This is a genomic window from Limosilactobacillus panis DSM 6035 (assembly GCF_001435935.1).
In the GTDB taxonomy this organism is placed as follows: domain Bacteria; phylum Bacillota; class Bacilli; order Lactobacillales; family Lactobacillaceae; genus Limosilactobacillus; species Limosilactobacillus panis.
In genome coordinates this window covers 94,103-121,099 of record NZ_AZGM01000022.1, presented here as the reverse complement: position 1 = coordinate 121,099, position 26,997 = coordinate 94,103, and the positions used below count along the sequence as shown (strand labels likewise).

The following is a 26,997-nucleotide window of genomic DNA, read 5'->3' as shown; positions in this document are numbered from 1 at the left end:
ATGAAGCAGATAAAAGTAATGGCCATTTTTGGTACCCGTCCGGAGAAAATCAAGATGGGCCCGGTCGTGCGCAGACTAATCGAGGATGATCGCTTTTCGCCGGTGGTGGTGTCGACGGGTCAGCACGCAGAAATGCTCCAACAGGTGCTGGATGTTTTTCATATCAGGCCGGACTACGACCTCAAGATCATGAAACCGGGCCAGGGGTTGACGCAGATAACTATGACCACCATGCCAGCGTTTGGAGCCCATCGTACAAAAGGAGCGGCCAGCAATCATGCTTGTCCACGGGGACACCAGTTCCGCTTATGCCGCCGCACTGACGGCCTTTTATAACCGAATTGCAATTGGCCACGTGGAGGCCGGCTTGCGGACGTGGAATAAGTATTCGCCATACCCGGAAGAGATGAACCGGCAGATGATTGATGACCTGGCTGACCTCTACTTTGCACCCACCGCGACGAGTGCTGACAACCTCCACCGCAGCAACCACCAGCAGGGGATTACCGTTACCGGTAACACGGCGATTGATGCCTTAAAGTACACGGTTAACCAGGACTACTACCACCCGGCCTTGGAAAAGATTGCCCCCGACCACCAGATTATCCTATTGACCATGCACCGGCGGGAAAACTGGGGACAGCCGATGAGAGAAACCTTCCGGGCCATCAAAGATGTTGTTGATGCCCGTGCGAACCTAGACGTCATTTATCCGGTTCACCTAAACCCAATTGTTCGTAACACTGCGAATGAGGTGTTTGCGGGGGACCCGCGGGTGCACTTGATCGACCCCTTAGACGTTGTTGACTTTCATAACATCATGAATCGCTCCTTACTGGTGATGAGCGATTCCGGTGGGGTGCAGGAGGAAGCCCCGGCCCTGCATAAGCCGGTGCTGGTGCTCCGTGACACGACGGAACGGCCTGAAGGCGTGGCGGCCGGGACCCTGGGTCGGAACTAGCTATGATAATGTTACAAAACAGTTGACGAGCTTACTCGATAACCAGGAAGAGTATCAGAAAATGAGCAGTGCACAAAATCCGTATGGCGATGGGCACGCCAGTGAACGGATTCTTTCCGCAATTGACGAGTGGGCGCACTAATTTGGTTAGGGGGAGTGAGACAGAACTAGCTTGCTAGTTTGTCTTTCGATACGAAGTTAGTCTTCAGAAAGTATAAAGGGGGCGCTAGTGTTCGAATTTTCCGAACGCTAGCGCCCCCTTTTGTGTACTGTACCGTAGCTGGGGGACTTATGTCACAGCCTTTTTTAATGAAAAGGAGGAAGAAAGGGTTAAACAAAAATCCTGCCTTCCACCTTAGAATCTTTACTTTAATTTCATCTTCGTCAAGGGTACCAAGTGGGTATGGTGGCGTACCTTGTAGTAGAGGTAGAAGAAAATGAAGAGTAGCACGCTCATGTAGGTGATCAAAATGTTGGACCAATCGAGTTTTAAGAAGGCGTCAACGTTTTGACCAACGATAACGACAATGCAGAGAACAAAGGCAAACAGGGGACCAAAGAGGAAAAGCCCGGCATGGTAGTCAAGCTCGTCTAAGGTATGGCCCTGCCGTAAGAAACCGCGGCGGAACCGGTAGTGAGCAATCGCAATTCCTAACCATTCCATGAAACCGCCAAGACTAGTTGCAGCAATTAAATAGTTGTAGACATTCGGGCCGATAAACTGAAGGGCCCACAATGCCAAACTTAGGACCGCCATCGCGAGAAAACTGATGATGGGGACACCCCGGCGGTTGACACGACGGAATCCTTTCCACAAGAAGCCATCAACTGATTGGGAGAAAAGGATCCGGGAAATGGCGTAGAGCCACGAGTTGGCTGATGAAAGAACCGCAATTAAAATGACAAAATTCATGATTCCCGCGGCATACCGGAGCCCGGCGTACTGAAAGATCAGGGTGAAGGGGCTGGTCACAATGTCTTGCACATCAGAACTGAGGAGGTTCTTGTTGGTGTAAGGAAGGACGCAGGCAATCACGAAGATCGTCAGGACGTAGAAGAGTAGGATACGCCAGAAGGTGGCGTGAATTGCCCGGGGAACACTGTGGTGTGGGTCTGCTGATTCACCTGCAGCAATCCCAACCATTTCTGTCCCCTGAAAGGAAAAGCCGGAGACGACGAAGGCGCTAATGATTCCCGGGATCCCGTTGACGAAGGGGGCCTTCTTATAGGTGAAGTTCTGGAAGCCTAACGCATGGTGGCCGCCAATCAAACCGCAGATAACCGCGATTCCCACGATGACAAAGATTACCACGGCGGCGACTTTTAGCAGGGCCAACCAAAATTCAGTTTCACCATAGGTCCGTACTGAGAAGTAGTTGATTGTAAAAATAATGATAAAGGCCAGGAGACTGAAGAGCCAGGACGGGACGTGAGGAAACCAGAAGTTCATGACAATCCCGACGGTGGAGAGCTCTACGGCAACGGTGATGGCCCCGCAGAACCAGTAGTTCCATCCCATGGCAAAACCAAGGGCGGGGTCAACATAACGGTTGGCGTATTCGGCAAAAGAACCACTGCGCGGGTTATAAGTGGCCATCTCAGCGAGACTAGTCATTAAGAAAAAGACCATTAATCCCATGACAAAGTACGCGATTAGACTACCGCCCGGGCCAGCAGTTGTAATTGCCGACCCACTAGCAATGAAAAGGCCGGTACCGATTGTTCCACCCAGGGCAATCATCGACAGGTGACGTGACTGTAAGGTGTGGCGGATATGGCCATTATGCTGTTGGTTATTCAATTTACACATTCCTCCTATATAATAGTTAGTAAAATTGTAGTGCGAACGGGTGAATATTAAAAATACTTATTTTTAATGGTTAGGTATACGACTAGCGCATGGTGTTAGGTATTCACTGAGTACATAGTCAGGCATGAGTAGAAAGCATTTCACATGTCATTGATCTTCACTTATTATTAAACAGTAAAAGAAAGGAGGAGTAACCGGTGGCAATTTTAAAGCAACTCCGCTGGTTCTTCCGTCAGCAGTGGCGGCAGTACCTTGGTGGGGTAGTTGCCCTAGTATTGGTTGCAATTTGTAACGTCATCCCGGCCCGGATAATTGGGAACGTTGTCGACGCGATCAGCGCCCACCGGGTTAACGGGGGATGGTTAACCCTACAGATCAGCATTATGCTGAGTGCGGCGATCATTCAATATTTCCTGCGTTTTGCCTGGCAGAAGCTGCTTTATGGCAGTTCCTATGTCCTAGAACGCCAGCTGAGGAGCAGGCTATTTCACCACTTCATGGCGATGGACCCGAGTTTTTACCAGCGGTGGCGGATTGGGGACTTGATGGCCCACGCCACTAACGATGTTGAAGCCGTCCGGGAGGTCGCCAGTTACGGCATCTTGACCTTGGCGGATTCCATTATCACTGGGGGCTCAATGATTATTGCAATGGGCGTCTTTGTGAGCTGGAAGCTGACAATCATCACCCTCCTGCCACTGCCGCTCCTCGTCGTTTTAGCTAACCGGTTGGGTAATAGGGTGCACGTTGCCTATGGTCGGGCCCAACAGGCGTTTGGTCAGCTCAATAACAAAACCCAAGAGAGTAACGGGAATCAAGGTTGTCCAGGCGCTCGGTGAAGAGGAAGCTGACCTGGCCGACTTTCACCGTTATGTTCAACGCGCCCTTCACACAAACCTCAGGGCCTATTTTTGGGATGCCCTTTTTAATCCCGCAACTACGTTAATTATGGGGTTAGCCTACCTCCTAGCAATTGGCTTTGGGGGCTGGTTTGTCGGTCGTGGGCAATTGACGGTTGGTCAGCTGGTCACGATAATTACCTACCTGGGTGAATTAGTATGGCCGCTCTTTGCAATTGGGACCCTCTTTAACACGCTTGAACGGGGACGGGCCAGCTACGACCGGATTAATAGCCTACTTGCTGAAAAGCCGGCCTGGCGTCCTGCACGGTTAGGTGCCGTTCATTTGTCGGGAACACTAATGGTTGATATTGACCGCTTCCGTTATCCGAACGGGAATCGCCCGGTCCTTCACAACATTCACTTCCGGGTGCCCGCAGGTAGTAAGGTGGGGATTGTCGGCCCCACCGGTAGTGGGAAAACGACCCTTTTGCGGCTGCTGGTCCGGGATTTTGACCGTTATGATGGTCGAATTACGGTTGCTGGCCAGGATATCCGTGACCTTCCTTTAACGGACTATCGGCGGCAAATCGGTTATACTCCCCAAACCGACTTCCTCTTTTCAACGTCAATTGAGCGTAATCTGCGCTTTGGTGATGAGCAAGCTAACGACCGACGGGTTATCGAAACGGCCCGGAAAGTAGCAATGGATCAAGAAATTGCGGCAATGACGGACCAGTATAAGACCAGGGTTGGCCAGGACGGGACCAACCTGTCTGGTGGTCAACGCCAACGGCTTTCTTTGGGGCGGGCCTTAATTGGTCCAGAACAACTACTTGTTTTGGATGACCCCTTATCCGCGGTTGATGCTGAGACCGCTGGCCAAATTGAGGAACGGCTGGTAACGGCTAAGGAGAAGACAGTTATTATGACCACCAGCCGCCTTAGTACGGTTGATCAACTCGACTGGTTAATAGTGATGGGAGCGGGGACGGTAACCGAGCAGGGACAACCGGCAGAATTGCTAAAGCGGCCGGGCTGGTAACAAAATACCTTACAAGAGCAGTTACGGCGTCAACGGTTGGAGGAGGATTTAAATGGATAAAAAGAAGCAATTAACCCACCGGCAGCAGGGAAAAATACTACGCCGGATTTTCCATGCTGCCCGGCCCTTTTGGTGGCAGTTTACCTTAGCAATTGTAATGGCGGTGGCCCTTAGCATCGTTAACCTTTTACTACCACGGTTGATTCAGTACTACATTGACCACTACCTGCGCCACGGGCCGGTATTATTAAAGTGGATCATCTTGTTTACAGGAATATATGGCGTTTTAACGGTGATCCGGGCCCTCCTCCAATTTATTCAGGCCTACAGCTTTGCGGTGGGGGCCGAACGAACACTCGAAAGTTTACGGGACCGGCTAATTCGCCATGTCTACTTTTTGGGGATGAAGTTCTTTGATGAGACCCCCGTTGGTGAAATTGTCTCCCGGGTTACGAACGACACCAAGACACTGTACAATTTTTGGAACCTGATTCTAAACCTGGTGGTGGCACTAACCGGTCTAATTGCCGCCTTTATCGCAATGATGGCGGTCAGTCCGGTACTGGCTTGGACCACTTTGGGGTTACTGGCGGTTATCATTATCCTGGTTTATTGTTACCAGCGCCTCAGTGTTCCAGTGTATCAACGGGTCCGCGCATCATTGAGCAGGCTTAACACCCGCCTTAACGACGCGCTGACGGGGATTGAAGTTATCCAGCAATTTGGCCAGCAAAGGCGACTGGCGAGTGGCTTCAATCATGAGAACCATCGCTACTTCAGCTTCCGGAACCGCTTGATTAACTTTGACTCTTTTCTGCTGTATCCGGTGGTCAGCTTAATGTTCATCCTGGCGGAAACCGCAACACTGGGCTATTTTGGCTGGCATAGTGAGCGGGCAATGGTAGCTGCGGGGGTAGTGTACGCATTCATCGCCTACCAGCAGAACTTCTTCAACCCCCTGACTAGTGTGATGGAGAACTTAGCAACCTTCCAAGAGGGAATTGTTGCCGGGAGCCGGATCTTTAACCTCCTAGACCGGCCCTCCAGTCAACCACGCCAGGACGCCCGCCCGCTTAAAATCACGGACGGCAAGATTGAGTTTCGTCATGTCACTTTTGGCTATGACCCTGCCAAACCGGTGCTGAAGGATATTTCCTTTACCGTCTTACCAGGACAAACGGTGGCCCTGGTTGGCCATACGGGAAGTGGCAAGAGCTCGATTATTAACCTACTGATGCGCTTTTATGACTTTCAGGAGGGGCAGATCCTGATTGATGGGGTGGATATTCGTCACTATCCATTGAAAGAACTACGCCACCGGCTGGGCCTGGTCGTTCAGGACCCGGTCATCTTTTACGGGACGGTTGCCCATAATATTGGGATGTACAGTGACGAGCAGGACCAGGCTAATATTAAGGACGCGGCTCGGGTTGTCAACGCAGCTAGTTTTATAAACCGATTGCCCAGAAAGTACGAAACCCTCCTGAGTGAAGGGGGAAGTAACCTGTCGGCTGGTCAGCGGCAACTAATTGCCTTTGCCCGGGTAATGGCCCGCCACCCGTTAGTTTTAATCCTTGATGAGGCTACTGCCCATATTGATTCCCACACCGAAAAGATGATAACCACCAGCATCAACAAAATGAGTAGTCAGCAAACCACAATTGCCATTGCCCACCGCCTGTCAACTATCCGGGACGCCGATAAGATCCTGGTGCTCCGCGACGGGGAAATTGTCGAGCGGGGCCGGCACAGTGAGTTGATGGCCCAGAATGGTTACTATGCCAAGTTAGTTCGTCTCCAGGAGGAAGAAAATTGAGAAAATCCCTTTACAGATGAGGGGGCGGCATGTTAAACTTTCATAGTTGATTAAATATGACTCTGCCTAAGACTCAGGTGGCATTAAGCCTTAATTCGTACCTGCCGAGGAAGAAATGTAAATTCCTTCTCTATGTCTGCGGTCATAGGGATTTTTTTATAAATCCGATCAAAAATACATTGCAGGAGGTGAAATTCATGAGTGAAGCAGCTATTGCAAAGAAGGCTGAAATCGTTAAGCAAACTGTTGATTTGATTGACGACGCTGAATCAGCCATCGTTGTTGACTACCGTGGCTTAACGGTTGCCGAAGTTACTGACTTACGTAAGCAACTTCGCGACGCCGGTGTCAAGATGTCCGTTATTAAGAACAAGATCCTTGACCGGGCTGTTGAAGGCACTGATTACGAAGATCTGCGGAGTACTTTTGTTGGCCCAACTGCTGTTGCCTTCTCTAACGAAGACCCAATTGCCCCAGCTAAGATTCTGAAGAAGTTCGCTGACGACCACGACGCTCTTGAAATTAAGGGTGGCTTCATCGAAAAGTCTGTTAAGACGCTCGACGAAATCAACGAATACGCTACGATGCCAAGTCGCGAAGACCTGCTGTCCATGCTGGCATCTGCATTGCAAGATCCAATGCGGAAGATTGCCCGTGCAGTCAAGGCCGTTGCCGACAAGGAAGACGAAGCGGCATAATTACCGTATATCGGTTCAATACCACATCAAAATTAATTACCTAAATATTGGAGGAAATAAACATGGCTTTTGATAAGGATGCTATCATTGCTTCATTAAAGGAAGCATCAATTTCTGACCTTAACGATCTTGTTAAGGCAATCGAAGACGAATTCGACGTTTCTGCTGCTGCTCCAGTAGCTGCTGCCGGTGCTGCTGGCGGTGACGCTGCTGCTAAGGACAGCTTCACTGTTGAACTGACTGAAGCTGGTCAAGCTAAGGTTAAGGTTATCAAGGCTGTTAAGGACATCACTGGTGTCGGCCTGAAGGATGCTAAGGACCTGGTTGACGGTGCTCCTTCAGCTATCAAGGAAGACGTTAAGGAAGACGAAGCTAACGACATCAAGGAAAAGCTTGAAGCCGCTGGTGCTACTGTTACCCTTAAGTAGTCGCTTCATAAATTTAATCAAAAAAGGTTGGCGAGTAATCGCTAGCCTTTTTTGTTGTTTAAAAATAATCTAAAAAAGATGTAAACCCTTGTGGGGACTGCTTGTTAGGTCATAAGGGAGTCATGTTTAGTAAAAAAATGATCACCCGTTAAATGGCATAAAGCGGTGATTCGTTTATAACGTGCTATTTAAAAATCATTATTATTCAAGCCAAATGTGACTAATAATAATCACCAATATAAACACTTACTTAGCAGTATGTTTAAGAATAGCAAGTTGGCCGTTCAGAAAATAAAAAAATCCGATATAAATATTTTAATCTTGCTTGAAAGAAAGCGCTATGAGTTGTACACTTAAAATGTAATAAGCAATTATTGTTAAACATGTGATAAGCTATTTGTTTACTGGAGGGGATTAACAATGGATATTGTTAATTTAGCGCGGTTCCAGTTTGCGATGACGACGGTCTTTCACTTTTTCTTCGTTCCGTTTTCAATCGGGACGGTCTTCGTTGTCGCAGTCATGGAAACAATGTATTACCGCACCAAGAACCCGTCATATAAGAAAATGACTAAGTTCTGGGGTAATATCTTCATGCTAAGTTTTGCTGTTGGGGTTGTAACTGGACTGATTCAGGAATTCCAATTTGGGATGAACTGGTCTGATTATTCACGGTTCATGGGTGATATCTTCGGGGCACCACTGGCCTTTGAAGCGTTGCTATCATTCTTTATTGAATCGACCTTCATCGGTCTGTGGGTATTTACCTGGGACCGGGTTAAGAAGGGCTTGCACTTATTCTTTATCTGGATGATCGTGTTTGGGACGGTTACGAGTGCCCTGTGGATCTTGACGGCGAACTCGTTTATGCAACACCCAGTGGGCTTTGCAATTCGTAACGGCCGGGCCGAAATGGTTAACTTTGGGGCCCTGCTGTCTAACCCACAACTGCTCTTTGAACTCAGCCACGTCCTGATGGGGGCCCTGTTAACAGGTGCAACCATCATCACCGGTCTGGCGGCCTTCCAACTGTTGAAGAAGCGGGCAATATCCGATGAAAATAAACAGATTTACCACAAGACAATGCGGGTTGGCCTCTGGTTAATGCTGATCTTCTCCCTCGGTTCCATTACTGCTGGGGATATGCAGATGCAATACCTGATTAAGGAACAGCCAATGAAGTTTGCCGCTACCGAAGCGGTTTACAAGACAACCAAGAGTCCGGCACCGTGGACGGTAGTTGGAATTGCTAATCCAAAGACCCACCAGGTCAATGGTAAGGTTGAGATTCCGGTAATGCTGAGTGTGCTTTCTTACCACAAGGCTTCTGGTTCAGTAACCGGGATGGAAGAAGTTAACGCTCAATTAGAAAAGAAGTACGGCACCCACATTGATGGGCAAAAGATGAACTACTACGTTCCAGTTAACACCTTGTTCTGGAGCTTCCGGGTAATGTGTGGATTTGCTGCACTACTTGCCCTCGTTTCAATTGTCGGTCTGGTAATGACGAGGCGCGGCAAGGAGACACTTTACAATCACCGGTGGATATTATGGGTAATGGCCATTCTTACCTTCTCACCATTCCTGGCTAACACCGCTGGTTGGTTCATTACCGAATTTGGGCGGGCACCATGGACAGTTTATGGCCTGTTCACCATCAAGCAAAGTGTATCGCCAAACGTTTCTGTTGCTTCACTACTGACGTCAAATATCATTTACTTTGTATTGTTCACCAGCTTGGCAATTGTCCTGATTGCCCTGATCGTCCGCTTCCTGCATAACGATCCGGTTGAATGGGACGCCGCCCAGGCTGACAAGAAAGCAACTGATCCATTTGCAAAGGGGGCCTTCTAAATGTCATTTCTACAAGCACTATGGTTCTTGTTAATTGGTGTCCTGTTCTCCGGCTTCTTCTTCCTGGATGGATTTGACTACGGAGTAGGGATGGCTGTTGGCACACTTGCCCACAACGAAGGTGAAAAGAGCCAAATCATTAGAACAATCGGCCCGGTATGGGACGGTAACGAAGTTTGGTTGATTACCGCCGGGGGAGCAATGTTTGCCTCCTTCCCATACTGGTACGCAACCCTCTTCTCTGGCTACTACTTGATCCTTTTGTTCATCCTGGTTGGCCTGATTTTGCGGGGGGTCTCATTTGAATTTCGTGCTAAGAGTTCGGATGAAAAGAAGCCGGTTTGGGACCGGATCCTGGCCTTCTGCAGCTTCTTAGTACCATTCCTATTTGGGGTAATGTTTATCTCAATGATTAAGGGGATGCCAATTGACGCTGCTGGTAACATTCACGCCCACTTCTTTGACTACTTCAACTGGTTCTCAATTGTCGGTGGAATTGCCCTGGCCCTGTTGACTTACCTGCACGGTTTAAACTACATCACCTTAAAGACCAAGGGCCCCGTTTCTGAGCGGGCACAGAACTTTGCCCAGGCCCTTTACTGGGTCCTCTATGTTGGTGAAGTGGTCTTTGCCTTACTGCTGCTCTTCCAAACCGACTTTATCAAGGTTCACCCCGTTGCAACCTTGCTTTGCCTGGTCCTGATCGTTGGCTTCTCTGTTTGGGCCCACGTTTCGACCTTCAAGAATAAGCAGGGGTACGCATTTGCAGCAAGTGGTTTGACCCTGGTATCACTGGTTGCCTTAATCTTCTGTGGCCTCTTCCCACGGGTAATGATTTCTTCAATCAGTGCGAAATTTGATCTTGTTATCCAAAGCGCATCCTCATCCAACTACACTTTGATTGTGATGACGATTGCGACAGTTATTCTGGTACCTTGTGTACTGGCTTACACAATTTGGGCATACTGGATTTTCCGGAAACGGATTGAGATGCCTAAAGTTGGGGAGGCTAATTAATGATTGATCGAGAGCTATTTCAACTCGCGGGAGCTAAATCAATCAGTAAAAGGCTTGCGGGACTTGATGTTCTGCAGGCCTTTTTAATTATTGGTCAGGCGCTCGCCCTCAGTGCGGTCATTACCCGTTTATGGGCTGGCCACACCTTGAACTACTTGATGCTATTGGCATTTGCGGCTTGCTTTACGGGCCGCCAGTTATTGGCCTGGTTAAGTAACCGCTGGCTGGATGACTATGCCGGAAAAACAGCCCAAAGCCTCCGCAAGCGACTTTTAAAGAAGCTGTTTGTGATGGTGCCCGCCCTGGTGCAAAAGCAGGGGACGGGAAGTATGATCACCATGGTGGTGGACGGAATTAGCGAGGTTCGCGAATACGTCAAATTGACTTTCTCAAAGGTCATTACCATGATGATTGTTCCCGTTTTGGCTCTGATTGCCGCGGCCTTTCTAGATTGGAAGTCTGCCCTTATCCTGTTGATTATGTACCCCCTGATTGTACTGTTCATGATTATCCTTGGGCACGCCGCTCAGGCCCGGGCGGAAAAGCAGTTTGGTAACTTTCAGAAGCTGTCCAACAACTTCATTGATTCCTTGCGGGGAATTGATACCTTGAAGTACTTGGGTCTCAGTAAGCGGTACTCCAAGAGTATTTTCCGCTCTAGTGAGCTGTTCCGGGGACGGACAATGCGGGTCCTCAAGGTGGCAATGCTGTCTACCTTTGCCCTGGACTTTTTTACGACTCTTTCAATTGCCGTAATTGCCGTTTACCTCGGTTTTGGCCTGATTAACGGGACCATCAACCTGTTCCCGGCTTTGGCGGTCCTGATTTTAGCGCCTGAATACTTCCTGCCGATCCGTAACTTTGCGGGGGACTTTCACGCCACTTTAAACGGTAAGAACGCCTTTAAGAAGATTCACCAGCTAATCACGAACCCCGCTGAAAAGACGGTCGACCTGTCCCTTCATCCGTGGACGGCTGAGGACAAGTTAACGGTTGACAACCTCCAATTCCGCTACCCCAATGGAACAACGATTAAGCCCTTCTCTCTTGCCATTCAGGGCTACCAGAAGGTGGGGATCATTGGGATGAGTGGGGCCGGCAAGACGACCTTGATTAACCTCCTCAGTGGTTTCTTAACGCCGACAGGGGGGACGGTGACTGTTCAGGGACAGGCGGCGCCAACGCTGGACATCCCGGAGTGGAAGCAGCAGCTCCTCTACATTCCCCAGAACCCGTATGTCTTTACGGCTACCCTGCGGGACAATATCGCCTTTTACACACCGGACGTTAGTGACGATGCGGTCCGTCATGCCATCCATGTTGTCGGCTTGGATGATCTTTTAGCCGACTTACCAGAAGGACTTGACACCGTGATTGGTAACGGGAAACGGGTGCTTTCTGGAGGTCAGGCACAGCGAATTGCGCTTGCCCGGGCCTTCCTGGATAAAAAGCGCCGGGTCATGATTTTTGATGAGCCAACCGCCCACCTGGATATTGAGACCGAGATGGACCTGAAAAAGCGGATGCTGCCGCTGATGGAACACCGGTTAGTCTTCTTTGCGACCCACCGTCTGCACTGGATGAAGCAGATGGACTATATCCTGGTGATGAACCATGGTGAGCTGGTGGAGCAGGGGACCTTTGATAAGCTCCAGGAGAAGAAGGGCTACTTTGCCCGGCTGATGAACGAAATGCGAGGTGAAAAGGAAAATGTTTAAAAAAGTACCACTCTTAAGGGCCCTCAAGCACGACCGGTGGGTGCGGCCGTACCTGCACCACTACCGTAAGACGCTAATCCTGGCGATTTCTTTAGGGATCATCACCTTTATCTGTGGTGGGGGACTGATGTTTTGTGCTGGTTTTTTGATTAGTAAGTCGGCAACCCACCCGGAAAACATCCTTCTCGTCTACGTGCCAATTGTTCTGACCCGGGCATTTGGGATTGCCCGCCCGGCCTTTCGCTACGTTGAACGGCTGGTCAGCCACAACTGGGTTCTTAAGATGACCTCGCGCCTTCGCCAGAAGCTTTACGACAGCCTGGAAGAGGACGCCACCATCTTTAACAGCAAGTACCAGTTAGGTGATATCTTGGGGCTGTTATCCGATGACGTCCACCATATCCAAAACTTCTACCTGCGGACGATCTTCCCAATGCTGGTCGCTTGGGGCCTGTTTGCCATCATCGTCATCGCCCTGGGGATTCTTTCTCCCCTAATGGGCTTGTGGATGCTCCTGGTGTTTGCTTTGATGATAATTGCCATCCCCCTGTGGTCGGTCCTGGTGAACGGGGCCCGACAGGAATACGAAAAACAGGTCAAGGATGACCTCTACGTCAACCTTACTGATAATGTCTTGGGGGTTGGTGACTGGGTCCTTGCTGGTCGGGGTAAGGAATACTTACAGCTTCATGACGAAAATGAGCTCCAGGTGCTGGCAACCGAAAAGGCCATGCACCGCTTTGAACGACTGCGTGACTTTCTCGTTCAGATGCTGGTCCTCTTGATGGCGGTCAGCCTGCTCTTTTGGGGAGCGGCCCGCTTTGGGGGTCAACCAGGTGGCCCGGCAAACTGGATTGCGGCCTTTGTCTTGGCAGTCTTTCCCCTCATTGACGCGTTTGCCCCCCTTCCGGCGGCGGCCCAGGAGACCAATGTCTACACTAAGTCGCTTGTCCGCTTGAACGGGTTGAACGCTGGGCAATCAGTTCCCACGACAAACGTTCCCCAACTGGCGGGGCCGTACGAAATCCGGGTCAAAGACCTCCATTACACGTACCCCCACACTAAGCGGCCCGTGCTACGCGGGATTGACCTAACAATTAAGCCGGGTGAGAAACTGGCCATCCTGGGGAAGAGTGGTGCGGGGAAGAGTACTCTCGCGGCGCTTTTGCGGGGTGACCGGGTCCCGACTAGCGGTGCCGTAACGCTAAATGGTGTTGCCACCAGTCAGTTTGGTGACCACATTGCCGGATACATTGGGGTTATCAACCAGCAGCCATACCTCTTTAACACGACAGTTGCAAATAACATCCGCCTTGGTAACGAAGAGGCTAGTGATGACCAGGTCTGGGACGTCCTCAAGCGGGTCGGCCTCGCGGAGATGGTTAAGGCCCTCCCCCACGGTATCGAAACGAAGGTTGATGAGGCCGGCCTTCGCTTCTCCGGTGGTGAACGTCACCGGCTGGCCCTGGCGCGAATCTTGCTCAAGGATACGCCCATCGTCCTCCTTGACGAGCCAACCGTTGGCCTGGACCCCATCACGGAGCAGGCGGTTATTGATACGATCCTGAACCAGCTAGCGGGGAAAAACCTGATCTGGATTACCCACCACCTCCAGGGAATTGAGCGCTTTGACCAGGTTGTCTTTATTGAAGACGGTCAGCTTGAGATGCACGGTAAGCCGGCCGAACTGTGGGCTAACAATGCCCGTTACCGTGAACTAAAAAAAGCCGATCAGGGATTATAATCCCTAACTGGCTTTTACATGGTACGTTTTAGTAATTGGTTTGCCATCTGGTGAAGAAAGCGGCGGGCTCGGTTATCAGGTAGCTTAGTAAGGTTCTCGATTGCCTTATTGGTAAACCGCCCCGCTAGTTGGCGACTAGCCTTGACTGCATCTGACGCAATGACAATTTCTTGGACCCTCTGCATGTCAGCGAGGGTCATTTGTCTTTTTTTAGCCAGTAGCGGGCCCAACTGGGCAGCCGTACCTGACTGTTGAAGGGCAAAAAGGAGGGGCAGGGAGTAGACACCGGTAGTGAGGTCTTCAAGGACTGGCTTATTCAGTCCCTGTCCGCCGGTATAGTCGAGAATATCGTCGAGCATTTGAAAGGCAATGCCCAGGTTTTGACCAAATTTTGCGGCGGGCCCGGTCAAATGTTCGTCCCCACCACCGAAGTGGGCGCCTTCCCGGGCGGCCAAGCGGAAGAGGGCGGCGGTTTTACCGTTGACGTTCTTAAGGTAGTCCTTGAGCCCCTGCCGGGTATTGAACCGCTGCCCCGTCTGTCCCAGCTCACCGTTTAAAATTTGGCGCATACTGCGGGCGTTGGTGGTGAGGTAGCTAGACCCCGGCATTGTCTCAATCAGGAGGTCAAAGAAGACTGTGAAAAGTAGGTCACCGGCATAGACGGCGGTATCCTTCCCAAAGCGGGTCTGGATGCTGACCGCGCCCCGTCTCTTCGGCGAGTCATCAATGATGTCATCGTGGATTAGGGTCGCCATATGAAGAATTTCAATTGACGCGGCGACCTTCACTAAGCGGTCATCATGCTCACTACTTTGTGGATTGCATGCCCGGGCTGTTAACAACAGGAGGGCGGGGCGGAGGTACTTGCCGCCGTTGTCGGCCATTGCCAAAAGGGCCGCTTGAAGGGACGGATTATTGCAGACAATCCGCTGGTGGATGCAGTCATTGACTGCCTGGAGCTGTGTGCTGATTAGTGGGTAATGTTGCCATCTATTTTTCATCGTAATAATTTTCCTTTTAATCAAAAATGCTTTAGTTATAATTATACCGAAAGGATGTGATTTGGTGTCACTAAATGTATTTTTAGAGCTTGTCGAAATCAAAGCCAAGACGGCAAGCGTCGTCCCCTTCCTCTTGGGGATGGGATTTATCCTGTATTATTTTCATTCTATCAACTGGCTTTTAGCACTTATCTTCTTTGTAGCGATGTTCCTATTTAACATGGCAGTTGATATGCTTGATAACTACAATGACTATAACCACGCGGTTGACCAACAGAACTACAAGCAAAAGACCAATATCATCGGTCGGGAAAATTTATCTCCCCACCTGGTATTAGGCCTGCTCGTCATCTTCACGGCAACCGCGGCCCTGCTTGGCCTCTCTCTGGTTTACCTGGCTGGGTGGCCGGTGCTATGGATGGGTATCTTTTGCTTTGCCATCGGGATCCTGTATTCCTCGGGACCCCACCCCATTTCTAACTTACCATTTGGTGAATTAGCATCGGGCTTTACGATGGGCTTCATGATTGTCCTCTTAAGTGTCTACCTCAATGCTTACCAACAGTTTCAGTGGAACTGGGCAACCTTATGGCGGGTCTTCGTTATTGCCCTACCAGATGAACTGTGGATTTCTAACCTTATGTTAGCCAATAACATCTGTGATGCGCAAGAGGATGAGGATAATCACCGTAAAACAATCGTCCATTTTATTGGTAAGCGGAATGCTTTGATTGCGTTTAGTGCTAAAAATGTTATCGTTTTCTTAGTGATTGTTGCTTCTTCTTTACTGAAGATTGCCCCATGGACAGTTATTTTGTCACTTGTTATTGTACCTTTTACTTATCACCAGAACAAGTTACTTGTTCACAAGCAGATTAAGCGCGAAACCTTTATCTGTGGTGTTAAAATACTTTTAGTCGGATCGGTCGCCCAGCTATTAACGTACTGGGTTGGCATACTTTTGTAGAATGGAGGAGAAACGATGAAGAAGGTAGTTGTATTGGGGGCCGGATATGCTGGCCTAAAGACAGTCGTTGAGTTGCAAAAGCAGTGTCGAGGTGAGGTGGAGATCACCCTGGTCGACGAGAATTCATACCACTACGAGGCTACTGATTTACATGAAGTGGCATCAGGAAACCTCTCGGCTAGCAAGATCACTTTCCCAATTACGGATGTCTTAGATCCAAAGATGACAACTTTACTGTTGGACCATGTTGAAAAGGTCAACGAAGCAGAAAAGACGGTTGAATTAGCGCACCACCAGCCACTTAAGTATGATTATTGTGTCTTTGCGTTAGGCTTTGTATCCGAAACCTTTGGCATCAAGGGGGCCGAAGAAAACAGCCTGCCGATGACCAGCGTTAAGGAAGCCGAAGCAATCCATGCCCACATCATTGACCGGATGAAGGATTATCAACAGAGTCAAAACCCGGCCGACCTGAAGATCGTCATCTGCGGTGCCGGTTTCACGGGAATCGAACTGGCAGGGGCGCTGGCTGATGCTCGCCCACGTTTTGCCAAGCTCGCCGGGGTGACCCCTGACAAGGTAACGATTGATATTATTGATGCTTCTAAGCGCCTGTTGCCAATGTTTAACGACGACCTGGCCGAATATGGTGTTAACCTGTTGAAGAAGCTCGACATCAACGTTATTACGGAGGCCCTGATTCAAGAAATCAAGCCAGGAACCGTCCTTTATAAGGGGGCCAATGATGAAGACGGAGCTCCCCTGCACGAAATTAAGGGGAACACCATTATTTGGACGACCGGGGTCAGCGGTAGTCCAGTGGTGGCCGAATCTGGACTCCAGCAACGGCGGGGCCGGGTGATGGACAGTGGTCACTTGACCGCCCCCCAAGACGATAAGCTCTACATGGTTGGGGACGTTGCGGCAGTAATGCCGCCCGATGGTAAGCGCCCGTACCCAACCACGGCGCAGATTGCCTTGTCGATGGCTAATTACGTTGCCAAGGATATTGCCGCCCGTGTAAAGGGAACCAGCCGGCCAGGGGCTTACACCTACAAGTCACTGGGAACAGTGGCCTCAGTCGGTAACACACGGGCCTTCGGGGAGGCTAGTGGTCATTCCTTCAAGGGCTATCCTGCTTCGGTCCTCAAGAAGATGATCATGAACAAGTCACTGATGGAATTAGGGGGCTTTAAGGAGCTCTTTGCCAAGGGCCGCTTTGACCTTTACCACTAGAATTGAATACCTGTTAAGCTAGTAAGGACATCGCCTCAAACGGCGGTGTTCCTTTTTAAGCAGAATCGGACTATGTTGGCATATAAATGTGCCTGGTATGGTAAACGTTTAGTGGTGGTTAAACCAAACTATACCAGTCAAATTTGTAGCCACTGTGGTTACCATAGCGGGCCAAAGCCGTTACAAATTCATGAATGGACGTGCCAAAGCTGTGGTACCCATCACGATCGCGATATTAATGCGGCAGTTAATATCTTACATTATGGATTAAAAGCTATCGGCTAGGGACTAGCCATGGTAATAGAGTGGAGTCCTGTAAGTTAGGTATCTTGAATACAGGTATAATATCCTAAGTACTACTCCATGTTCCCAGAAGCTCGGTCATTAATGGTCAAGTAGTTCACGTTGGCACTAAGAATTACGACGAGGCAATGGCCCGGCGTTAATTTAACTGATCGATGTAAAGCATCTGTAATAATTAATTTTGTTATAGGTGCTTTACTTTTTTATTGCCTTTTTTGTCGTAAATTTATTGAGCACCAATTCTAAAACATATTGACATTAAATCGCCAGCGTGTAAAATTTCACTTCATTAATCGTAATCATTACGATTAATGAAAGGAGTATTTTATGGGTAAATTACAAAAGATATTTATTAGTATTGCAGCAGTGGTCTGCTTCGTTTGTGGGTGGGGCAATTTAGTATCTGCTAACAGTGAACGACCAATTCGGGTGGTAACCGGGCTGAACTTTTATGGCGAAGTTGCTAAGCAGGTCGCTGGCCAGCATGGTCAAGTAACATCTTTTATTTAACAGTTCAGCGGTTGATCCCCATGATTACCAGCCAGGCGCTAAGCAGGCGGAGGAAGTTACCAAGAGCAATGTTGTAATCGAAAACGGTGTTGGTTATGATAACTGGATGAATAAGCTGGTCAAATCTAGCGGCAACCAAGACGCTAAGGTTGTAAATGTCGGTAAGGTAGTCGGCAAGAAAAATGGCGATAATGAACACTTATGGTACCGGCCGACAACCGTCAAGCAATTAGCGAACGCATTAGCCAGTCAATATAGTAAGATCGATCCTGACCATGCTAAGGAGTATCGCGCTAATGCGCACCGGTATATTGCTTCCCTCAAGCCCCTAGATCAACAAATCGCTAAGGATAAGCAGCAGGTTAACCCACAGAAAAAGGAAGTTGCGGTAAGTGAACCGGTTTTCGACTATGCTTTAGAGAGCATGGGATACCAAGTCATGGATAAGCACTTTGAAAAGGCGGTTGAGGACGGTACAGATCCTTCGCCAAAGGATATTCACCAGCTTCAGCAGGCAATTCGGAAGCATCAGATTGCTTTCTTTGTTGATAATACCCAGGCGAGTGACCGGGTCGTCAAAAACTTAGTTGCCTTGGCAAAGAAAAACGACGTTCCCGTACTAAAGGTGACTGAAACTAAACCTAGTCAGAAGATGACTTATACTGAATGGATGATGAACCAGTACCAGGAACTATCCAAAATTCAAAAAGAGAATAACTAAAAGAGAAATTGTGGCACAAATCGAAAGTAAAGGTCCCCGGTGTATGTTCACACACTAGAGATCTTTTGTCTTAAGTTCATTTACTTTATTTAACGGCTTCTTGTCCGCGGACGTTCCAGGTCGTCAAGAAGATCAGGCAGGCGACGATGCTGGCAAGCAGGATCAAGACAAAGCCCATGTGCCAGCCGGCCATGTCAACGACCCAGCCAAGGACAGCGTTGGCGGAGAAGGACCCGAAGAAGTAACCAAAGAGACCAGTTAACCCGGCAGCAGTCCCGGCGGCCTTCTTTGGAACCAGGTCAAGGGCTTGCAGGCCGACCAACATGACTGGGCCGTAGATTAGAAAGCCAATCGCCACCAGGGCGGCGTTGATCACTGCTAGGCTGTTAGCCGACATGTAAACCACAAGGAAGACGGTTACCAGGACCATGTAGCAGAAACTGGCCGGACCCCGCCGGCCGTGAAAGACGTGGTCGGAAACCCAACCGGCCAGCAGGGTGCCGGGAATTCCGGCCAATTCGTACCAGAGGTAGGAGGCACTGGCGCTACCCAGGGTGATTCCCTTCACCTCGGTCAGGTAGGTTGGGACCCAGTTCTCCACCCCGTAACGGACAAGGTAGACGAAGATATTGGCACAGGCGATAACCCAAACCCACTTGTTATTGAGGACGTGCTTGAACAAGAGCTCCTTGGTGGTAAAGTTGTGTTCGTTGAGCTGGTGACTCTTGTTGGGGTAGTCATTACGGTACTCCTCGATTGGTGGCAAGCCGACCGATTCAGGACTGTTACGCATCAGGATAAAGGCGATAACGGCAATTACGATTCCGGCAATGGCGGGGATAATGAAGGCCCCGTTGAAACTCTTGATACCGAAAGAACTTGCCGCAATCAGGACAATCCCCCAGTTAGCCAGGGGTGCCATTAAACCACCGCCGACATTGTGTGCCGTGTTCCAGAGGGCGGTCTTACCACCCCGCTCGTTAAGGGAAAACCAGTGAACCAAGATCCGGCCACATGGGGGCCAGCCCATCCCCTGAAACCAACCAATGATAAACAAGATGACGAACATGGCCGTGATGTTACTAGTTAGCGCGGGGATGAAACCGAAGGCCAGGTTAGTCAGAGAAACCAGCAGCAGACCAAGGGGAAGGAAAATTCGGGCATCGCTCTTGTCGGAAACAATCCCCATTACGAACTTACTAATTCCGTAGGCGAGGGAAACGGCGGAGAGAGCCAATCCTAACTGCCCCTTTGAGAAGCCTTCCTTGATTAATCCGGGGATGGCGATTGAAAAGTTATTTCTTAATAGGTAGTAACCGGCGTAACCAACAAAAATGCCGATAAAGACTTGCAGGCGCAAGCGACGATAGGTGGCGTCGATTTTACTCTTGTCCATATATAACTGCTCCTTACTGATAAATTATTCAGCATTAATTGTACTACTACTGTTTACCTTAATTAAGGACAAAAAATAAAGGGCTTCCATGGGGGGAGCCCTTATCAACCATTAATTCTGGTTAGTGGTCATTCATCTGTCTGTTTCTTTAACGTCTCCGCAATTTCCTTGAGGTATTGAACTTCGGGACTTGGTGCAGCCGGCTTTTCTTCCTTCTTGTGGAAGTGGTTGATAAATTTAACCAGCAGGAAGACAACGAAGGCGATGATGATAAAGTTAATGACGGCGTTTAAGAACAAGCCGTATTTAAACTGGGCGTCGCCAACGGTTAAGACGAGGTTTGAAAGGTCAATTTTCCCGATAAAAAGACCAATCAGGGGGTTAATCAGGTTGTTGACCAGGGAATTAACGATGGCAGTAAATGCTGCCCCAACAATGATCCCGACAGCCATGTCAACAACGTTCCCGCGAGCAATAAAGTCTTTAAATTCCTTGAGCATAATGAGCCTCCTTTTTAACTATCTTTCGTATTATTATTATTTTATCAATAGAATCAGACTAGTGACTACAGTTGATTATTGAGATTTAAGAAATTTTAAGCAATAAGAAGTGATGGTGGTGTTCAACAAATGGGCACCACCATCACTTCTTGGATTGGTTGATATTAGGTGAATTAAATTGGTTAAAAGCTAGTTGTTATCTTCAACCCCAGTGCCTTCGTAGCAGCGTTCAAGGAGTTCTTTGAGCTGGCTAACGAGTGGTTCAACGGGGTTAGTGGTTGTACATTGGTCTTCATATGCGAGGACAGCAAGTTGGTCAACAACCTTGTCGAATTCCTCCCGAGTAACTCCATTGGCCTTCAGACTCAGGGTAACGCCACATTCATGGGCAACGTCAATGTACTTTTGGGCGTATGCATCTGCCAATTCTTCATCATTCTTGCCTTGGAGACCGATGAAGCGGGCAATATCAGCGTAGTCCTTCGTTGCGTGGTACGTTTCGTAGTGTGGCCAAAGAGCTAGTTTTTGTGGCCGTTGGGCGTTGAAACGAATAACCTGTGGCATTGCAATGGCAATCAAGAGACCGTGAGGAAGGCCAAAGGCACCACCCATCTTGTGGGCCAGGGAGTGCGTAATTCCTAGGAAGGCTTGACCAAACGCCATTCCGGCCATCGTGGAGAAGTCGTGCATCTTCCGCCGGGCTAACTTATCACCCTTAACGGATTTCGGCAGGTATTCCATTGCCCCCTTGATGGTTTGCAATGACCAACCACGTGTGTAGTCGGTTGCCATTACGGAAACATAGGATTCAGTGGCGTGGCAGAGAACATCCAGACCGGTGTAGGCGGTTGTCTTAGCTGGAACAGTTTCCACAAATTGGGAGTCAACGATGGCGATGTTCGGTGTTAATGCGTAATCTGCCAGTGGGTACTTGACGTGAGTCTTGGAGTCGGTGATGACCGCAAATGGGGTGACTTCAGAACCCGTTCCGGAAGTGGTTGGAATCCCAATCAGTTGAGACTTTTCTGGCTTCTTGATTTGGTAAGCCCGCTTCCGGATATCAAGGTACTTCTGCATTACACCGTACCAGGAAGTCTCGGGGTGTTCATAGAACATCCACATTGTCTTGGCAGCGTCCATCGGTGACCCCCCACCAAGGGCGATAATGGTGTCCGGTTTGAAGTCGTTCATCATTGCGACCCCTTTTTCAACCGTGTTAGTTGATGGGTCTTCTTCAACGTCATCGAAGACCAAGAATGGGGTTTCGTTTTGCCGCAACCGGAGTTGGTCAATAACCCGTTGAACATAGCCCCGCTTGCTCATTCCAGGACCGGTAACGATAAAGGCCCGGTTAATGTTTGGAATATCGCGCAATTCTTTTAGCGAATTCCGCTGAAAGTAGACTTTTGGGGGAATCTTGACCCATTGACGGTTTTCACGCCGCTTGGCGATTATCTTGATGTTTAAGAGGTCCCAGTCGGTAACGTTGTGGGAAACCGAGTTACCACCGTAAGAACCAGTCCCTAAGGTCAGTGATGGGGTCATGTTGTTGTAGATGTTCCCAATTCCACCAATTCCGGATGGGGAGTTAACGATGATCCGGGAAGCCCGCATTTCGAGCCCGTACTTGGTTGCCAGGTCATCATCCAGGGTGTGGATGGCGGCGGTGTGACCTTCACCACCGTAGTGAAGGAGTTGTCGGCAGATATCAAAGGCGTTTTCACGGGAGCTTGCCCGGTACATGGTCAGAACAGGGGACAGTTTTTCGGCGGACAGTGGGTAGTCGTCACCAACACCATCAATTTCGGCAATTAAGACCTTGGTGTTGTCAGGAACGTTCTTCAGGCCACACATGCCGGCAATGGCGTTGGCCGAGCGTCCGGCAATTGGGCCCCGGACTTGGTGACGCTCGGGATCGATAAAGCCATCAGAGAAGGTTTGCATTTCGTCTGGCTTAACGAAGTAACAGTTCCACTTCTTGAACTCTTCCTTAACCTGGTCGTAGATTTCGTCGTCAACAACAACCGAGTTTTCTGATGCACAGATCATCCCGTTATCGAAGGTCTTGGACAGGACAATGTCGTAAACGGACCGTTCAATGTTAGCTGACTTTTCAATGTAGGCCGGGCCGTTACCAGGACCCACCCCTAATGCCGGGTTACCGGAACTGTAGGCAGCCTTGACTAAGCCGGGACCACCAGTAGCCAGGATAGTGGCGATGTTAGGATTTTGCAGCAGGGCGTTAGTATTTTCCCGACTGCACCGTGGAATCCATTGAATCATGTCCTTTGGGGCACCGGCCTTTTCGGCAGCTGCCTGAAGAATTTTCGCGGTCTTTACGGATGACTGAAAGGCCTGTGGGTGGAACGAAAAGATAATGGTGTTCCGGGTTTTTGCGGAGATAATGGACTTAAAAATCGTTGTGGAAGTAGGGTTGGTAACGGGAACCACTCCGGCAATAATACCGAGAGGATCGGCAATAGTGATTGTTTGGTCCTCATCGTTGTCTTCGATAATACCAACGGTGTGGTCATGACGAATGTTGTTCCAAATGTATTCACTGGCGTAGATGTTCTTGATTGCCTTATCTTCGGCCACACCACGGCCAGTTTCGTTAGCAGCGTCTACGGCCAGGTCCATGTGGTGCTCTTCAGCGGCCAGGGCCATTGCCTGACAGATGTTGTCGACTTGTTCCTGGGTGTAGTTACGCAACTGCTCGAAAGCTGCTTGACTCTTACGAACCAAGCCACCGATCAGTTCTTCGGCAGCCTGTTGCTTGTCTTGTTCAGTTTCTTTTGGCTCAATTTGGTGTTTCTTGGAATTTGCCATAATCAAGTTTCTCCTTCATAGCTTAATGCTTGTTACCTTTTGAACATGGTTAATAATACAGGATGTTCTTAGACCTTGCAAGGAGTTTGTGATAAGATTAACAATGGTTTAAAGCAATGAATTCGCTTACAAATATGGTAAATTAAGCTTGCAATGACGGCAAAAAAGATTGGTATAAATTTTGCTAAGTCGGTGATTTGAGCAACCGTTTGCACACATGATAGTGATCACCAATTCACAACACTTTAAAATGAAAAAGCAACCGGAAAATTCCAGTTGCCTTAGTTATTTATTCCCGTGCGTTTTTATCCTTACCGGCGTTAGGATCCATGATGTGGTAGTCATCATCGTTCATCGCTTCAACCGCCCCTAAACGGTAACCGTTACCCACTTGACTGAAGAAGTCGTGGTTAGAGGTGGAAGTTGAGATCCCGTTCATGACGACGGGGTTAACGTCCGCAGCCGTGTCAGGGAAGAGTGGGTCCTGACCGAGGTTCATCAGGGCCTTGTTGGCGTTGTAACGGATAAATACGAGGACATCGTCGGTCCAGCCAATTTGGTCATAGAGCAGGTGGGTGTACTTCTCTTCGTTGTCGTAAAGATCGTAGAGGAAGTTGTACATCCAGTCCTTCATGTCCTGTTGCTGCTTTTCGGTCCGGTCACGGAGACCAAGTTGGAACTTGTAACCAATGTAGGTTCCGTGGACGGATTCGTCCCGCAAGATCAGCTTGATGATTTCAGCAACGTTGTTTAGCTCGTTATGGCCAAGGTAGTAAAGCGGGGTGTAGAAACCAGAATAGAAGAGGAAAGTTTCCAAAAAGACGTTAGCAACCTTCTTCTTCAGCGGGTCCTCTTCGGGGTCCAGGTACATGTTGGCAATCTTAGTTGCCTTGTTTTGCAGGTACTCTTCCGAATCAGACCAGTCGAAAATTTCGTTGATTTCATCAGGAGTGTTCAAGGTTGAGAAGATGGTGGAGTAACTCTTGGCGTGGACCGATTCCATGAATTGGATATTGTTCAGCACCGCCGTTTCGTGTGGGGTCCGGACGTCATTCTTTAGTGCGGTCAGTCCTGCTTCGGATTGGACCGTATCAAGCAGGGTCAGTCCCCCAAAGACATGACCAACAGTCCAGCGGTGGTCATCATCTAGTGCCCGCCAGTCGTCCATATCGTTGGAAACGGGGATCCGAGTATCAAGCCAGAACTGCTCTGTCAGCTTCTCCCAGGTTGCCTTGTCAATCATGTCGGAAACTTTATTCCAATTGATTGCCTTATATTTGCTTAATGGTTTAAATTCTTCAAGTTTCATTTAACTAGCTGTTCTCCTTAATCAAGAATATTAATCGCCCTATAATTCGTGTAATAGCAATAAAATTGTAGCAGTCTCTTTATTGAAAATCAAATAACACAACTTTCACATTGGTTAGCACCAATTTCATCATTGTCATCCGTAAATGTTCGGATATAGTAAATCGACTTGATACCATGCTGATATGCATAGTGACGAAGAATATTCAGGTCACGGGTGGTCATCTTATTGGTGCGCCCGTTTTTCCATTCGTATAGGCCGTCTGGAATCGTCGACCGCATGAAGAGGGTCAATGACATTGACTGGTCGACGTGTTGCTGGGCAGCAGCGTAAGTGTCAATTACCTTCCGCATGTCGATGTCGTAGGCTGACTGGTAGTATGGCATTGTATCGTTAGACAGGTACGGTGCGGGGTAGTAGATTTTCCCAATCATCTTCTCTTGCCGTTCCTCGACTCGGTTGATGATTGGTGTCAGACTGGCAGTTGAATCGTTAATATAAGAAGTCGAACCGTTTGGCGCAACGGCGAGCCGGTATTCGTTGTAGAGGCCGTCTTTTTTAACGTCTTCCTTGAGCTTTTCCCAGTCCTTGATTCCTGGAATAAAGATGCCCTTAAATAGCTCCTTAACAACGTCGGACTGGGGACCCCAATCTTTTGAAGTATACTTGGCAAAGTATGAGCCATCCGCATAGGTACTCTTGTCAAAATTGTGGAAAGTTTCTTGCCGTTCGCGTGCGATCTCGTTAGAGGCAACGAGTGACCAGTAGTTCAATAGCATGAAGTAGACCCCCGTAAACTCAATTGCGACGGGGCTGCCGTATTGAATATGGTGCTTAGCCAGGTAACTGTGTAGACCCATAGCGCCTAAGCCGACAGAGTGGGCGAGGGCGTTCCCCCGCTTGATGCTCGGCACAACGTCGAGGTTTTCAACGTCACTGATATGGGTTAAACCGCGCATCATTGCCCGGACGGACCGGCCAAAGTCGGGACTTTCCATCATGTTGGCAATGTTGGTGGAACCAAGATTACAACTGATATCAGTTCCCAGCGTTTCGTAGGATTGGTCATCAGCAACCTTGGAAGGGACCTGGACCTGGGCAATCTCTGAGCAGAGGTTGCTCATTACGATCTTCCCGTCAATCGGGTTGTCACGGTTTTCAGTATCGATGTTGATGATGTATGGGTACCCGGATTCCTGCTGGAGCTTACTAATTTCATCTTCCAGGTCGCGGGCGTTGAGCTTCTTCTTGTGGATCTCATCGTTTGCGACCATGTTGTCGTATTCCTTGGTAATATCGACGTAGGAGAAGGGAACGCCGTAAACCCGTTCCACATCATATGGACTGAAGAGGTACATATCCTCGTCCTTTTCAACTAGTTCATAGAACTTATCGGGAACGGTGACCCCCAGCGAAAGGGTCTTCAGCCGAATCTTTTCGTCGGCGTTTTCCTTCTTGGCACCGAGAAAGGCGATGATGTCGGGGTGGAAGACGCTCAGGTAGACGACCCCGGCACCTTGCCGCTGGCCGAGCTGGTTAGAATATGAGAAACTATCTTCCAGGAGCTTCATTACCGGAACAACCCCGCTTGCCGCCCCCTTGATCTTCTTGATGGGGGCTCCCGCCTCACGGAGGTTGCTGAGGTTAATGCCGACCCCACCGCCGATCTTAGAGAGCTGGAGGGCTGAATTGATGGCCCGCCCAATGGTGTTCATATCATCAGTACTTTGAATAGCAAAGCAGGAGACGAATTCTCCCCGGCGCTTGCGCCCAACATTTAAAAAGGTGGGAGTTGCCGGTTGGTAGCGCTGGTGGATGATTTCATCGGCGAGGTCCATGACCAGGTCTTCGTCCCCATCGGCGAGGTACAGGGCGTTCATGGCCACCCGGTCAATGTAGTTTTCTAGGTAGTATTCCTTATCGTTGGTCCGCATGGCGTATTGTGCATAGAATTTGTAGGCTGCCATGAAGGAGTGGAAGTGGAAGTCCTGGTCCTTCAGGTAGTCATACAGCTTTTCAATGAAAGAAAGACTGTACTTATCCATGAAGCCTTCTTCGATATAGTCGTTTTCTTCCAGCCATTCAAAGCGTTCCTTTAATGAAGGGAAATGCTTGGTGTTCGGCTTAACGTTGCTATTAATGAAGTCTTCTAGGGCTTCTTGATCCTTATCTAGTTGGATCTTCCCGTCGCGGGGGATGTTAACCTCATTGTTAAGGTCGTAGTATTTAACTTTAGTGATGTCGATGTCAGATAAAGCCATGGTTAAAACTCACTTTCCTGTCTTTTTTCAAAAT

At 49.1% G+C, this 26,997-nt stretch carries 17 protein-coding genes, 4 pseudogenes and 1 other annotated feature; of the genes and pseudogenes, 14 read left to right on the top strand and 7 right to left on the bottom strand.

What is annotated here, in order from left to right; all coding sequences use genetic code 11:
* A pseudogene (wecB, locus tag FD32_RS01970) lies at positions 1-1,103 on the top strand (non-hydrolyzing UDP-N-acetylglucosamine 2-epimerase).
* A gap of 222 nt (positions 1,104-1,325) precedes the next feature.
* On the opposite strand, the gene FD32_RS01965 reads toward wecB, so the two are convergent.
* Positions 1,326-2,771 (bottom strand): amino acid permease, encoded by a 1,446-nt coding sequence (locus tag FD32_RS01965; RefSeq protein WP_047769198.1) that lies wholly within the window; start codon positions 2,769-2,771, stop codon positions 1,326-1,328.
* Positions 2,772-2,968: 197 nt separating this feature from the next.
* On the opposite strand from FD32_RS01965, the pseudogene FD32_RS10170 reads away from it, so the two are divergent.
* The 9 genes and pseudogenes from FD32_RS10170 to cydC form a co-directional block, all read left to right on the top strand.
* A pseudogene (locus FD32_RS10170) lies at positions 2,969-3,779 on the top strand (ABC transporter transmembrane domain-containing protein); the annotation flags it as partial.
* A gap of 192 nt (positions 3,780-3,971) precedes the next feature.
* The gene (locus FD32_RS10165) at positions 3,972-4,655 is read left to right on the top strand and encodes an ATP-binding cassette domain-containing protein (RefSeq protein WP_235803737.1); all 684 of its coding nucleotides are present in this window, start codon (positions 3,972-3,974) and stop codon (positions 4,653-4,655) included.
* Between the two features lie 52 nt (positions 4,656-4,707).
* Positions 4,708-6,471, top strand: a complete 1,764-nt coding sequence (locus FD32_RS01955; protein WP_056962093.1) for an ABC transporter ATP-binding protein — start codon at positions 4,708-4,710, stop codon at positions 6,469-6,471.
* 47 nt (positions 6,472-6,518) lie between these two features.
* Positions 6,519-6,637: a sequence feature (ribosomal protein L10 leader region), on the top strand.
* 31 nt (positions 6,638-6,668) lie between these two features.
* Complete coding sequence (rplJ, locus tag FD32_RS01950; RefSeq protein ID WP_047769202.1) at positions 6,669-7,169, top strand: 50S ribosomal protein L10; 501 nt, start codon at positions 6,669-6,671, stop codon at positions 7,167-7,169.
* A 62-nt stretch (positions 7,170-7,231) separates the two neighbouring features.
* Positions 7,232-7,597, top strand: coding sequence for a 50S ribosomal protein L7/L12 (gene rplL / locus FD32_RS01945; protein ID WP_047769204.1), 366 nt, complete (start codon positions 7,232-7,234; stop codon positions 7,595-7,597).
* Positions 7,598-8,017: 420 nt separating this feature from the next.
* Complete coding sequence (locus FD32_RS01940; protein ID WP_056962092.1) at positions 8,018-9,451, top strand: cytochrome ubiquinol oxidase subunit I; 1,434 nt, start codon at positions 8,018-8,020, stop codon at positions 9,449-9,451.
* The gene (gene cydB, locus FD32_RS01935; RefSeq protein ID WP_047769208.1) at positions 9,452-10,468 is read left to right on the top strand and encodes a cytochrome d ubiquinol oxidase subunit II; all 1,017 of its coding nucleotides are present in this window, start codon (positions 9,452-9,454) and stop codon (positions 10,466-10,468) included.
* On the top strand, positions 10,468-12,186 hold the full coding sequence (gene cydD / locus FD32_RS01930) for a thiol reductant ABC exporter subunit CydD (RefSeq protein ID WP_047769210.1): 1,719 nt from the start codon (positions 10,468-10,470) through the stop codon (positions 12,184-12,186). Before cydB ends, cydD begins: the two co-directional genes overlap by 1 nt.
* Entirely contained in the window at positions 12,179-13,930 is a 1,752-nt protein-coding gene (gene cydC / locus FD32_RS01925; RefSeq protein ID WP_047769212.1) for a thiol reductant ABC exporter subunit CydC, read from the top strand. Before cydD ends, cydC begins: the two co-directional genes overlap by 8 nt.
* Positions 13,931-13,944: 14 nt before the next feature.
* Here the strand turns inward: cydC and FD32_RS01920 are convergent, their stop codons facing one another.
* Entirely contained in the window at positions 13,945-14,931 is a 987-nt protein-coding gene (locus FD32_RS01920; RefSeq protein ID WP_047769214.1) for a polyprenyl synthetase family protein, read from the bottom strand.
* Between the two features lie 64 nt (positions 14,932-14,995).
* Between FD32_RS01920 and FD32_RS01915 the strand changes: the two genes are divergently transcribed.
* The 4 genes and pseudogenes from FD32_RS01915 (at position 14,996) to FD32_RS01905 (ending at position 18,668) form a co-directional block, all read left to right on the top strand.
* Positions 14,996-15,898 (top strand): prenyltransferase, encoded by a 903-nt coding sequence (locus tag FD32_RS01915; RefSeq protein WP_047769216.1) that lies wholly within the window; start codon positions 14,996-14,998, stop codon positions 15,896-15,898.
* A gap of 15 nt (positions 15,899-15,913) precedes the next feature.
* The gene (locus FD32_RS01910) at positions 15,914-17,134 is read left to right on the top strand and encodes an NAD(P)/FAD-dependent oxidoreductase (protein ID WP_047769218.1); all 1,221 of its coding nucleotides are present in this window, start codon (positions 15,914-15,916) and stop codon (positions 17,132-17,134) included.
* Positions 17,135-17,194: 60 nt separating this feature from the next.
* A pseudogene (locus FD32_RS09715) lies at positions 17,195-17,419 on the top strand (RNA-guided endonuclease InsQ/TnpB family protein); the annotation flags it as partial.
* A 345-nt stretch (positions 17,420-17,764) separates the two neighbouring features.
* Positions 17,765-18,668: pseudogene (locus tag FD32_RS01905) on the top strand (metal ABC transporter solute-binding protein, Zn/Mn family).
* Positions 18,669-18,753: 85 nt separating this feature from the next.
* Here the strand turns inward: FD32_RS01905 and pgtP are convergent.
* The 5 genes from pgtP to nrdE form a co-directional block, all read right to left on the bottom strand.
* Entirely contained in the window at positions 18,754-20,064 is a 1,311-nt protein-coding gene (pgtP, locus tag FD32_RS01900; protein ID WP_047769220.1) for a phosphoglycerate transporter protein PgtP, read from the bottom strand.
* Between the two features lie 128 nt (positions 20,065-20,192).
* On the bottom strand, positions 20,193-20,564 hold the full coding sequence (gene mscL / locus FD32_RS01895; protein ID WP_047769222.1) for a large-conductance mechanosensitive channel protein MscL: 372 nt from the start codon (positions 20,562-20,564) through the stop codon (positions 20,193-20,195).
* Positions 20,565-20,753: 189 nt separating this feature from the next.
* Positions 20,754-23,393 carry a bifunctional acetaldehyde-CoA/alcohol dehydrogenase gene (gene adhE / locus FD32_RS01890; protein WP_047769224.1) on the bottom strand — a complete coding sequence of 880 codons (2,640 nt, stop codon included), beginning with the start codon at positions 23,391-23,393 and terminating at the stop codon, positions 20,754-20,756.
* Between the two features lie 289 nt (positions 23,394-23,682).
* Positions 23,683-24,702, bottom strand: coding sequence for a class 1b ribonucleoside-diphosphate reductase subunit beta (gene nrdF / locus FD32_RS01885; RefSeq protein ID WP_047769226.1), 1,020 nt, complete (start codon positions 24,700-24,702; stop codon positions 23,683-23,685).
* Positions 24,703-24,791: 89 nt separating this feature from the next.
* Positions 24,792-26,963: a class 1b ribonucleoside-diphosphate reductase subunit alpha gene (nrdE, locus tag FD32_RS01880; protein ID WP_047769227.1), complete on the bottom strand. Its 2,172-nt coding sequence runs from the start codon at positions 26,961-26,963 to the stop codon at positions 24,792-24,794.
* Between the last annotated feature and the right edge of the window lie 34 nt (positions 26,964-26,997).

Excerpts from the sequence above, each read along its gene's own strand:
- cydD (WP_047769210.1), top strand. The coding sequence starts at position 10,468 with ATGATTGATCGAGAGCTATTTCAACTCGCGGGAGCTAAATCAATCAGT.
- FD32_RS01940 (WP_056962092.1), top strand. The coding sequence starts at position 8,018 with ATGGATATTGTTAATTTAGCGCGGTTCCAGTTTGCGATGACGACGGTC.
- adhE (WP_047769224.1), bottom strand. The coding sequence starts at position 23,393 with ATGGCAAATTCCAAGAAACACCAAATTGAGCCAAAAGAAACTGAACAA.
- cydB (WP_047769208.1), top strand. The coding sequence starts at position 9,452 with ATGTCATTTCTACAAGCACTATGGTTCTTGTTAATTGGTGTCCTGTTC.
- mscL (WP_047769222.1), bottom strand. The coding sequence starts at position 20,564 with ATGCTCAAGGAATTTAAAGACTTTATTGCTCGCGGGAACGTTGTTGAC.
- rplJ (WP_047769202.1), top strand. The coding sequence starts at position 6,669 with ATGAGTGAAGCAGCTATTGCAAAGAAGGCTGAAATCGTTAAGCAAACT.
- nrdE (WP_047769227.1), bottom strand. The coding sequence starts at position 26,963 with ATGGCTTTATCTGACATCGACATCACTAAAGTTAAATACTACGACCTT.
- cydC (WP_047769212.1), top strand. The coding sequence starts at position 12,179 with ATGTTTAAAAAAGTACCACTCTTAAGGGCCCTCAAGCACGACCGGTGG.
- FD32_RS10165 (WP_235803737.1), top strand. The coding sequence starts at position 3,972 with ATGGTTGATATTGACCGCTTCCGTTATCCGAACGGGAATCGCCCGGTC.
- FD32_RS01955 (WP_056962093.1), top strand. The coding sequence starts at position 4,708 with ATGGATAAAAAGAAGCAATTAACCCACCGGCAGCAGGGAAAAATACTA.
- nrdF (WP_047769226.1), bottom strand. The coding sequence starts at position 24,702 with ATGAAACTTGAAGAATTTAAACCATTAAGCAAATATAAGGCAATCAAT.
- FD32_RS01965 (WP_047769198.1), bottom strand. The coding sequence starts at position 2,771 with ATGTGTAAATTGAATAACCAACAGCATAATGGCCATATCCGCCACACC.
- rplL (WP_047769204.1), top strand. The coding sequence starts at position 7,232 with ATGGCTTTTGATAAGGATGCTATCATTGCTTCATTAAAGGAAGCATCA.
- FD32_RS01910 (WP_047769218.1), top strand. The coding sequence starts at position 15,914 with ATGAAGAAGGTAGTTGTATTGGGGGCCGGATATGCTGGCCTAAAGACA.
- pgtP (WP_047769220.1), bottom strand. The coding sequence starts at position 20,064 with ATGGACAAGAGTAAAATCGACGCCACCTATCGTCGCTTGCGCCTGCAA.
- FD32_RS01920 (WP_047769214.1), bottom strand. The coding sequence starts at position 14,931 with ATGAAAAATAGATGGCAACATTACCCACTAATCAGCACACAGCTCCAG.